This is a genomic window from Gaiella sp. (assembly GCF_035558935.1).
GTDB lineage: Bacteria > Actinomycetota > Thermoleophilia > Gaiellales > Gaiellaceae > Gaiella.
Map to the genome: position 1 here is coordinate 22381 of NZ_DATMBZ010000102.1, position 8899 is coordinate 31279.

The following is an 8899-nucleotide window of genomic DNA, read 5'->3' on the forward strand; positions in this document are numbered from 1 at the left end:
ATGGCAGCATGAGAGCGCTCGACCGCCGGTACCTCCTGCTCGGCGACCGGAACTCGCTCGTCCGCGATCCGCTCGACCTCCTGCGACTCGCGTTCTTCGCAGGAACGGTCGTCTTCGCGGGCATGGGACGCTCGACGGCCGTCGGCCTCACGGCGGAGACGCTCGCCGTGACGATGCCGCTCGTGCTCGACGCGCTTCCCGGCAGCGGCGTCGGCGTCGTCGTGCTCGTCCAGCCGGATCACTCGGCGGCGGCGGTCTTCTACCTCATCGCGGTGACGATGCCAGGCCTCGAGCCGGCCGGCGGCGAGGGTCAGATGCCGAGCGCCTCGGCCGCCTTCTCGAACTGGTCCTCGCGCACGTAGACGACATAGCCGAACGCGCCGCGGCCGTCGGTGACGCCGGTCGAGGCGTACACGCTGACGCCGACGTCGAAGAGCCGCTGGTGGACGTGCGCGAGCGCGCCGAGCTCGTCGTCTCCCTGGACGAGCAGCGCGTGGTAAGGGCCGTCGAGCGCGAGCCCTGCCGCCCGTGCTTCTGCGGCGAGCTTGTTGGGGTCGTCCGGGAACAACGCGAACTGCGCGAGCTCGGGCCCGCTGGGCACGGCGGTGAAGGCGAGGAGGCCGACGCCCCGCTCCGCCAGCGCGGCGAGCACACGGTACGCCGCTCCGAGCTCGTCGCGGACGGTTGCGTAGTGGTACTCGACGGGACGGATCGTGAACGCCGTCGGCTCACCTCCTGGCCGCAGCATATGCAGGGTCCGGGTCGCCCGCGATGCTCCTTGCATCGCCCGGCCCACCGGAGCATGCTTGCGCGGATGCCCGCGCCCCGGCCGATCGTCTTCCTGAGCGACTTCGGGCTCGGCAACGAATGGGTCGGGTTGTGCCACGCCGTCATGAGCGGGATCTCGCCGCAGTGCCCGATCGTCGACCTCTCGCACCTCGTCCGCCCGCTCGAGGTCGGCTCGGGCGCGCTGCTCCTCGCGGACTCGATGCCGTACATCTCGGAGCAGGCGGTCGTGCTAGCCGTCGTCGACCCCACCGTCGGGAAGGACCGCGAGATCGCGATCGAGACGGGCAGCGGCCGCCACCTCGTAGGCCCGGACAACGGGCTCCTCTCCCTCGCGTGGGACGCGGCCGGGGGGATTCGCTCCGCGGTCGAGCTCACGTCACCGGAGATCGTGCGCCGGCCCCACAGCGAGGCATTCCGGGCGCCGGACACCCTTTGCCCGGCGGCCGCCGCGCTCGCGGGCGGAGCCCCGATCGCCGAGCTCGGCAGCGAGCTCGACCCCGCGACGCTCGCCGTCGTCGAGATGGCCGCGCCGGAGATCGAGCCGGGGAAGATCACGTGCGAGGTGATCGACTTCAACCGCTTCGGCAACGTCCACCTGAACGTGCGGCCGGCCGACCTCGAAGCGGCGGGCCTCGACGGCGAGACGACCATCACGATCGAGGCGGTGTCCGGCGCGGCGGAGGCGAAGCGCGGCAGCACGTACGCCGATTTCGCCGCCGGCGAGTACGGCGTCCTCGTCGACCCGCGCGGGTGGCTGACGATCGTCCGCGGCAATCCCGCGAGCGCGCTCGACGGGCTCGGGCTCTCGATCGCCGCGCCGGTCTGGCTCCGGCGGGCGTCCGGCGGTTCGTAGCTCCGGCGGCTCAGGCGACGGGAGGCGGCGTCCCGTGGACGCTGGCCGCCAACGCGGCGTCCCAGCCGCACGCGGCGCACGCGTGGGTCACGGCGGAGCGCGCAAACGAGACCGCCGTCGCGTGCGGGTCCTCCGCCTCGACGACGGCGTCCCAGTCGAGCACGAACTCGCCCAGAGTCGCGTCCCAGCGGGCGGCGGGCGGGTCGAGCACGGCGTCCGAGATCCCGTCGGGCGCCGGGTGCGCGTACGCGAAGAAGGCGGCACGCGGGTAGCGCGCGTCCCCGGGCCACCAGCCCACGGTGATCTCCTGGGCGTCCATCGCGTTCCGCGTGATGAAGTCCTCCGCCGGCGGCTGGGCCGGGAGGCCGGAGTAGAGCGAGACCGCGAGATCGAACGAGCCCCACCAGGCGTTTACCGGCGTCGACCTGCCGCGGTACGGCGCACGCAGCGCCGCGAGCACGAGCGCCGCGTGCGTTGCGGCCGCGAAGTAGTCCGAGACCTGAGCCGGGTCGTACGTCGCATGCTCCTCGTCCTCGTCGAGCGGCGCCTGCCAGTCGACCTCCTGCGGGGTCAGGTCGATCGCGAAGTCACCCGCGGCGTCGCGAACCGCGCGCAGCACCTCGCGCGTCACCTCGCCGACGGGCCTGTTCGGCGTGAGCGAGACCCGTGCCACACGGCCGCCGCTCGACTCCACCACCGTCTCGTGGGCGTGAAGGTCGAGAGCGACGACGAGAGCGCCGGACCCGTCGGGCGCGGGCAGCGGTCGCGTCTCCCAGCCGCGCGCGGTGAGCCGCAGGGCCGCGTGCTGGAGTTGCGGCTCCCGCGGTGCGAGCGCGACCGCGAGCTTCCCGAGCACCTGCGTGTGGGCGTGCAGCGTGTCGCAGGTCACACGCCACGCGTCGAAGGGAATCGCGGGCCAACCGGTGACCATGTTCTCAGCCTAGACGTAGAGCGGTTCGCCGTCCGCGGCGCGCGCGTCGGCCGTCCCGCCGCGCTCCCGGGTCGAGAACCCGGCCCTGATCCGCGCGATGCGTCCCTGGACCTCGGCATCGCATGCCGCCGGATCGAAGAGCGGGCTGCCGGGGTCGCTCAGGAGGCGCATGCAGGCGACGGCGCAGGCCGGGTCGAACACCAGACCGGGATCGTCGAGCTCCGCCGCGAGCGCCTCGAGCTCCTCGGCGACGTCGGCGCGCGGCCTGTAGCCGGCGGCGTGTGTGAGCACGCTCCGGACGTCTGCCGCAAAGGTGCGCCTGCGCTCCGTCGTCGTCTCGCGCCTCGCGCGCGCGAGCACCTCGGGGATCACGTACGCGTCGCGCTCGTCGGCCAACCAGTCGAGCAGGTCCCAGTGCCGCCAGATCGCCCGGACACCCGACGCGAGGAGGACGAGCCCGCCGACGAAGAGCGGCACGGCGAGCGGCGGGTATGCCTGCGTCGCGCCGAGCGCGAGCCCGAACGCGGCCACGCCGACGCCGAGGCTCTCCCACCCCCGGCGCCCGAGCTCCCGGAGCCGGGCACCCGCGTCGTCGACGGAGCGCGCGTACATCTCGCACCCATGGTGGCCGAACGGGGGGCCGGGCGCATCCGCGGGTCGTCCGAACCGGCTCGCGGGAATCCCGCAACGGCAGGGCCGCGCTATGCGCCGTCGGGCGGCCAGGTGCCCAGGTTCGCGAACGTGAGCTCGTAATCGGTGACGTCCTCGACGTGCACGTCGACGGTCGCGGTGATCCGGTCGCGGAACTCCGCGCGGGCGACCCGGTGCTCGTCCGCAACCTCCTTGCTCTCCCAGAAGGAGATCACGAGCGTCGTCCCGTCGTTCTCGTTCGAGAGCATCAACAGCCCCTCGAACCCCTGGATCTGACCGAGCCAGGGCATCATCTCCTCGCCGGCGAGCGTCGCGATCTCGACCGGCTGGTCGATCGGGCCACGTGTCCTCGTCACCGTGACGTGCATGCCGCCTGTATATCCGTCCCGGCGCCGTGAGCCAACCCGTCGGTCACGGCAACAGCCGGTCGAGCCCCCGGGTGAGGCCGACCCGGCCCGGGACCGAGCGGATCGCGAGCAGCGTCCCGGCGACGTACGGCTCGGGCGTCGGACCGGCGTCGTGGCGGAGCGTGAGGCGCTCGCCACCGGACGCGAAGACGACCTGGGTCGAGACCACGAAGCCCGGCAGCCGGAGCGAGTGCACCTGTGTTCCCGCCACGGTCGCACCACGTGCGTTCGGCGCGCCGAGCACGTCCGCGAGCGACACGCCGAGCGCCGGCCGGTGGACGGCGGCGAGCCGCTCGGCGAGCTCCCTCGCGGTGCCGCTCGGCGCGTCCTCCTTCCCGGCGCTCGCGTAGTCGATCACCTCCCAGAAGTCGAAGTGCTCCGCCGCCTCGAGCGCGAACCGGAGCACGAGCGCGGCCGAGAGCGAGAAGTTGCCCGCCGCGATCACTCCGACGCCCCGTTCCCGCGCAAGCGTGTCGATGGCGGCGTAGTCCTCGGCCGTCAGGCCGCTCGAGCCGACGACGACGCCCACGCCGCGCTCGAGCGCGACACGCACGTTCGCTCCGACCGACTCTGCGTGCGTGTAGTCGACGAGCACGTCCGCCGGGACGGCCTCGAGGGCTTCCGCAACCGTCGAGAAGTGCTCTGGGTCGGAGCGTGCGACGCCGGCGACCAGCTCGAGGTCGTCCGCGGCCTCGATCGCGCCCGCGACGGGCCGCCCGGTCCAGCCGGTGACTCCGGCCACGCACACCCGGATCACGCCGTCGCCTCCATGGAGCCCAGCATTGCGAATCGCGTGGCCCGGCGTTGAGTGACAGCGAGCGCGCGATATGTAACGCTTGTCGCAAGTGGCCGCGGGGGCGCCCGTGGACGGGCCACGAGGCGTCGAAGCGGTGGACAGGAGGCTCCATGCACGGACGCATGGCCAGGTACGCGATCCAGGGCGACGCGCACGAGCTCGCGCGCACGGCGGAGGACGGGATGCTCCCCATCTTCCAGTCGCAGCCCGGCTTCAAGGCCTACTCGCTCCTCGAGAGCGGTGATGAGATCATCTCGTTCAGCGCCTGGGAGAGCGCGGACGACGCGGAGGCGGCGAACAGGGCGGCCGCATCGTGGGTCGCGGAGAACATGGCCGACCGGATCGAGCTCAAGGAGGCTCGGGTCGGCGAGATCATGTTCTCGACGACGCTCGGAGTGACCACGAAGGCCGGCGCCAGCGCCTGAGCATCGACCATCAGGGAGACGAAGGGCCCCGGCGAGCCGGGGCCCTTCGTCTGCCTACGCCTGCTGCAGCGCCTGCGACTTCACGTAGTCGATGTAGCCGCGCACGTCGGTCGCGGGCTCCGTGTAGGCCTCGCCGAGCGCAGCCTCCATCGAGGCCATGTACTCCTCCGCCCAGGCGGGCAGGTCGTAGTCGATCGCCCGCAGGAACTCGAGCGATGCCGCGAAGCGGATGTCGGCGATCGACGGGTGGTCGCCGCCGATGAACTGCCTACCGTCGAGGAACCACGCGCGGTAGACGTCGAGCGGCCCCGCGAGCGCCGCCGCGGCGTCCTGCTGTGCCTTCACCTTCATCGCGTCGTCGGCGTCGGACGTGCCGACCTCGCCCGCGTACTGTGGGAAGCCGAGCGCCGGATACGTGGCGCGCGTGACGAGCGGGTAGAGCGTGCCCACGAGGTAGAACATCGCGCTGTCGACCATCGCGCGCTCGCCCGGATCGGTCGGGTAGAAGCGATCCAGGCCGTGCTTGTTGCAGAGGTACTGCATGATCGCGCAGCTCTCCCAGAGCGCGCCCTTCGGCAGGCCGGCCTCCTCGAGCAGCGGCGTCAGGTCGGCCGGGTCCTTCGCGAGGAACTCGGGCGTCGACTTCTTTCCCCAGACGTCGACCTCGTCGAAGTCGAGCCCGGCAGCACGGACGAAGATCCGAGTCGTCAGGTTGTTCACGCTCGGCTTGAGGATGCTCAGCGTGTGCGTGGCCATGTGACCTCCTAGTAGGGGTTCTTCGGCGAGCGGTCGTCCGACAGCGACGGTCGCGAGCGCTCGACGAGCCGCTCGATCGCGTCGGCAAGGTGCTCGCGGTCGATGTTGTGGTCGCTCCGTTCGACCCGCAGCCTGTGCGCCTCGAGCAGCACGTCGGCATGGGTGAGACCGAAGGGCGGCTCGAAGCGGTACGAGGCGAGCTCGATCAGCAGCCCGAGCGGGTCGTCGAAGTAGATCGAGTCCATGAAGCCGCGATCCTTGACGCCCGAGTGGCGGATCCCGCGCTCGTCGAGGCGGTCGACGACCTGCGCGAAGGTCGCCTGCGAGAGCGAGAACGCGATGTGGTGCACCGTGCCGGGATCGCGCGAGAGGCGGCCCGGGTCCGCCCGCCGCTCCTCGTTCGTGAACACGGTGATCAGGCGCCCGTCGCCCGGGTCGAAGTAGAGGTGGCTCTCGAACTCGTTGTCGAGGTTCGGCTGCTCGAACACGAACGGCATGCCGAGCAGCCCCTCCCAGAAGTCGATCGACGTCTGCCGGTCGGCGCCGACGATCGTGATGTGGTGCACGCCCTGGCTCTGGATCTTCCGCATCCCGCTCCTCACCGCTCGACGAGCTTCGACTTGTACTCGCTGCGCTGCAGAGCTCCCCACGGCACGAGCTCGACCCGCGTGGAGACCACGAGCACGCCTCGTAGTCTCTCGCGAATCGCGTCGGCGAGCGAGTCGTCGGCAGCGCGGCCGCGCGCGAGCTCGACGCGCACCGGAAGCGGCGGCTCCTGCTTGACCCCCGGCGCTCGCGGCCGGACGACGATGTGGCCGCTCACCTCCGGCACGAACCCGCTGACGACCTCGCGGACGGCGGAGGGAAAGACGTTGACTCCGCGGACGATCAGCATGTCGTCCGTGCGGCCGACGCACCTGATGCGAGGCCCGGTACGACCGCACGCGCAGGGGCTCGTCTTGACCTCGACGTGATCGTGTGTGCGGAACCTCAGGAGCGGGGCTGCGCGATGGCGCAGGTGGCTGAGCACGAGCTCCCCGGAGGCGCCGTCCGCGAGCGCCCGCGCGCCGCCCGTGTCCGGGTCGATCAACTCGGCGTGGACGAAGCCGCGCGCACCGAGGTGCATCCCGTCCTGTTCCTCGCACTCGCCCCACAGCGAAGGCCCGATGTCGCCGATCCCCATGGCCTCGGTGACGCGGGCGCCGAAACCGCCCTCGAGCATCGCGCGGAAGGCGGGCTCCCCACCGCCCGGCTCGCCGGCGACGAGGACGCGCTCGACGCTCGACCCCGCCAGGTCGAGGCCCCGGTCGGCAGCCGCCTCGATCAGGTAGGCGGCGTAGGAGGGCGTCAGGACCGCGGCCTGCGGGCCGAGGAGCTCGATCGCGGTCAGCAGCCGCTCGGTGTTGCCGGTGCCGAGGGGAACGTGACAGGCACCGATGCGGTCGAAGGCAGCCAGGGCGGCGCCGGCCACGAACGGGCCCGCGTCATATGTCGAGACGAGCCGCTCGCCGGCCGTGAGGCCCGAGGCGGCGTAGCTCCGCGCCGACCCTGTCACCCAGTTCTCGAGGTCGTCCGCGGTCAACGGGATGTAGCTCGGCGTGCCGGTCGTGCCGCTCGTCGAGTGGATCCTGACGATCTCCTCGGGCGCCGCGCAGAGATGCGCTCCGAACGGATTCTCGGGCGTGACCGTCTCCCGCAGCTCCCGCTTCTCGGTCAGCGGCAGGCCGGCGAGGTCGGCGAGCCCGCCGGCGTCCGCGGCCGTGGCGCAGCCCGCGGCGACGAGCTTGGCCCGGTAGAACGGCGAGCGCGCGAAGACGTATGCGAGCTGTGCGCGGTGCGAGGCGTCGTCGACCGCGAGCTGTTCCTCCCACGCCAGCGTCTCGATCTCGGGGGCGAGCATCAGTTCCCGGCGTCGCGCGGCTCGTAGGCGACCGCCTCCTCCGCCCGGGCCGCGAGGTGGAAGCCGAGCGGGTACTCGCGCTCCTCGGCGAGGTGCGCCAGGAGACTCGCGGTGCGGGCCAGCACGGGTACGGCCTTCACGGTGTCGCGGGCGAAGCCGAGGTCGAGGAGCACGGACGCGATCGGCAGCGAGACGTTCATCACGAGGGGCTTGCCCCAGGTGTCGGCGACGGCATCACGGAGGCTGAGCGCGAGGAGGGTGTGCGGCCCGCCGACGCCGCGGCGCTCAGCGAGCTCGAGGATCCGCTCGGCCCGCGGGTCGACCGGCCGGTGGAGCGGATGGCCGAACCCCGGAAACCGTTCTCCGGCGTCGTGCGCCGTTCGGGCGAGCGAGCTCGCGACGCTGTCCGGATCGCGTCCCTTCGCAACCTCCGCCTGGCCCTCCTCGAGCACCGCCGCGCACGCCTCGGCCGTGCCGAGCACGACCGGCCCGGCGCCGAGGATCCCCGCCGCCACCGCGCCCTGGAGCGAGCCGGGATCGGCCGCGAGCGTGATCCTGGCGGTCACGTTGGTCGGCATCAGCCCGTGCTCGGCGATCGCGACCAGGAGGAGGTCGAGGAAGTACCGCTGCTCCTCGGTGGGCTCGTGGCCGGTGAGCAGCAGGTGGAAGTACTCGGTGAACGTCAGCCGGCCCATCAGGTCGCCGCACAGGTCGCGGCCCCGCACCTCGACCCTGTCCGGGTACGCCTGTGCGATGTGGCTGACGGCCTCGCCATGCGTGTGGTCGGGCATCGAACCGAGTGTCACACGTGCGGACCGCGCCCCGCCAGCTGCTCGGCACCGCCATCACCGCCGGAGCGGGCGGCGAGCGGTGTGGGCCGGCACGCCCATCGCGAGCGCGATCACCAGGTCGTCGACTCGCTCGTGCACGAGCCGGCGGTACTCCGCCGCGTAGCGCCTCGTTTCGCTCCCCCGCCGAGCGGCGGCTACGGCGGCCTCTACGGCTGAGCCACAGGTGTCTCGCTCGGGGCCCGGGCGACGAACTGCAGTCCGTCCGGGCCCTCGAGCGAGAACGTGTCGCCGCCGCCCGCGACGACGTCGAGCACGAACGACGGCTCGTTCCACCGGGCGTCCAGCTCGCGGTCCACGTAGAACGGGCAGCCTGCTGCCTCGCCGACCAGCAGGTCGGCGGGGCCGAGCAGGATCTCCCCCGCGGCGAGGCAGACGGGGGAGCTGCCGTCACAGCAGCCCCCCGATTGCAGGAACACGAGCGGGCCGTGGCGGGCCTTCAAGCGCTCGATCACGGCACGCGCCGCGTCGGTCGCCTGCACCCGCCCGGTCCCGCCCGCATCCATCGTCAGAACAGCCCGAGCGGCTTCGGGTCGTAGCTGA

13 protein-coding genes are annotated in these 8899 nt (G+C 72.3%); 3 read left to right on the top strand and 10 right to left on the bottom strand.

All coding sequences use genetic code 11. The features are described from left to right. The first annotated feature begins 8 nt into the window (after nt 1–8). Nucleotides 9–362 carry a hypothetical protein gene (locus tag VNM44_RS09975; RefSeq protein ID WP_325625724.1) on the top strand — a complete coding sequence of 118 codons (354 nt, stop codon included), beginning with the start codon at nt 9–11 and terminating at the stop codon, nt 360–362. On the opposite strand, the gene VNM44_RS09980 is transcribed toward VNM44_RS09975, so the two are convergent. Beyond that, nucleotides 311–748, bottom strand: coding sequence for a hypothetical protein (locus VNM44_RS09980; protein WP_325625725.1), 438 nt, complete (start codon nt 746–748; stop codon nt 311–313). The two genes, VNM44_RS09975 and VNM44_RS09980, sit on opposite strands and share 52 nt — an antisense overlap. A gap of 66 nt (nt 749–814) precedes the next feature. Here VNM44_RS09980 and VNM44_RS09985 point away from each other — a divergent pair, with 66 nt between their 5' ends. After that, nucleotides 815–1642 carry an SAM hydrolase/SAM-dependent halogenase family protein gene (locus tag VNM44_RS09985; protein ID WP_325625726.1) on the top strand — a complete coding sequence of 276 codons (828 nt, stop codon included), beginning with the start codon at nt 815–817 and terminating at the stop codon, nt 1640–1642. Nucleotides 1643–1652: 10 nt separating this feature from the next. On the opposite strand, the gene VNM44_RS09990 is transcribed toward VNM44_RS09985, so the two are convergent. The 4 genes from VNM44_RS09990 to dapB all read right to left on the bottom strand — a co-directional run bounded on the left by VNM44_RS09990 (nt 1653) and on the right by dapB (nt 4388). Next, entirely contained in the window at nt 1653–2573 is a 921-nt protein-coding gene (locus VNM44_RS09990; protein WP_325625727.1) for a DUF5996 family protein, read from the bottom strand. A gap of 9 nt (nt 2574–2582) precedes the next feature. After that, on the bottom strand, nt 2583–3185 hold the full coding sequence (locus VNM44_RS09995) for a hypothetical protein (protein WP_325625728.1): 603 nt from the start codon (nt 3183–3185) through the stop codon (nt 2583–2585). A gap of 89 nt (nt 3186–3274) precedes the next feature. Further along, nucleotides 3275–3592 (bottom strand): hypothetical protein, encoded by a 318-nt coding sequence (locus tag VNM44_RS10000; protein ID WP_325625729.1) that lies wholly within the window; start codon nt 3590–3592, stop codon nt 3275–3277. Nucleotides 3593–3635: 43 nt separating this feature from the next. Then, nucleotides 3636–4388 carry a 4-hydroxy-tetrahydrodipicolinate reductase gene (gene dapB / locus VNM44_RS10005; RefSeq protein WP_325625730.1) on the bottom strand — a complete coding sequence of 251 codons (753 nt, stop codon included), beginning with the start codon at nt 4386–4388 and terminating at the stop codon, nt 3636–3638. A gap of 161 nt (nt 4389–4549) precedes the next feature. Here dapB and VNM44_RS10010 point away from each other — a divergent pair, with 161 nt between their 5' ends. Beyond that, nucleotides 4550–4852, top strand: coding sequence for a hypothetical protein (locus VNM44_RS10010; RefSeq protein ID WP_325625731.1), 303 nt, complete (start codon nt 4550–4552; stop codon nt 4850–4852). Between the two features lie 54 nt (nt 4853–4906). Here the strand turns inward: VNM44_RS10010 and VNM44_RS10015 are convergent, their stop codons facing one another. The 5 genes from VNM44_RS10015 to VNM44_RS10035 form a co-directional block, all read right to left on the bottom strand. Then, nucleotides 4907–5608: a glutathione S-transferase family protein gene (locus tag VNM44_RS10015; RefSeq protein ID WP_325625732.1), complete on the bottom strand. Its 702-nt coding sequence runs from the start codon at nt 5606–5608 to the stop codon at nt 4907–4909. An 8-nt stretch (nt 5609–5616) separates the two neighbouring features. After that, nucleotides 5617–6198 carry a VOC family protein gene (locus tag VNM44_RS10020; protein WP_325625733.1) on the bottom strand — a complete coding sequence of 194 codons (582 nt, stop codon included), beginning with the start codon at nt 6196–6198 and terminating at the stop codon, nt 5617–5619. Between the two features lie 8 nt (nt 6199–6206). Next, nucleotides 6207–7508, bottom strand: a complete 1302-nt coding sequence (locus tag VNM44_RS10025) for a phenylacetate--CoA ligase family protein (RefSeq protein WP_325625734.1) — start codon at nt 7506–7508, stop codon at nt 6207–6209. Beyond that, entirely contained in the window at nt 7508–8299 is a 792-nt protein-coding gene (locus VNM44_RS10030) for a citryl-CoA lyase (protein WP_325625735.1), read from the bottom strand. Before VNM44_RS10030 ends, VNM44_RS10025 begins: the two co-directional genes overlap by 1 nt. 206 nt (nt 8300–8505) lie before the next feature. Next, nucleotides 8506–8899 (bottom strand): DUF779 domain-containing protein (locus tag VNM44_RS10035; RefSeq protein WP_325625736.1); only part of this gene is annotated, 394 nt, incomplete at its 5' end.

Excerpts from the sequence above, each read along its gene's own strand:
- VNM44_RS09975 (WP_325625724.1), top strand. The coding sequence starts at position 9 with ATGAGAGCGCTCGACCGCCGGTACCTCCTGCTCGGCGACCGGAACTCG.
- VNM44_RS09980 (WP_325625725.1), bottom strand. The coding sequence starts at position 748 with ATGCTGCGGCCAGGAGGTGAGCCGACGGCGTTCACGATCCGTCCCGTC.
- VNM44_RS09985 (WP_325625726.1), top strand. The coding sequence starts at position 815 with ATGCCCGCGCCCCGGCCGATCGTCTTCCTGAGCGACTTCGGGCTCGGC.
- VNM44_RS09990 (WP_325625727.1), bottom strand. The coding sequence starts at position 2,573 with ATGGTCACCGGTTGGCCCGCGATTCCCTTCGACGCGTGGCGTGTGACC.
- VNM44_RS09995 (WP_325625728.1), bottom strand. The coding sequence starts at position 3,185 with ATGTACGCGCGCTCCGTCGACGACGCGGGTGCCCGGCTCCGGGAGCTC.
- VNM44_RS10000 (WP_325625729.1), bottom strand. The coding sequence starts at position 3,592 with ATGCACGTCACGGTGACGAGGACACGTGGCCCGATCGACCAGCCGGTC.
- VNM44_RS10010 (WP_325625731.1), top strand. The coding sequence starts at position 4,550 with ATGGCCAGGTACGCGATCCAGGGCGACGCGCACGAGCTCGCGCGCACG.
- VNM44_RS10015 (WP_325625732.1), bottom strand. The coding sequence starts at position 5,608 with ATGGCCACGCACACGCTGAGCATCCTCAAGCCGAGCGTGAACAACCTG.
- VNM44_RS10020 (WP_325625733.1), bottom strand. The coding sequence starts at position 6,198 with ATGCGGAAGATCCAGAGCCAGGGCGTGCACCACATCACGATCGTCGGC.
- VNM44_RS10025 (WP_325625734.1), bottom strand. The coding sequence starts at position 7,508 with ATGCTCGCCCCCGAGATCGAGACGCTGGCGTGGGAGGAACAGCTCGCG.
- VNM44_RS10030 (WP_325625735.1), bottom strand. The coding sequence starts at position 8,299 with ATGCCCGACCACACGCATGGCGAGGCCGTCAGCCACATCGCACAGGCG.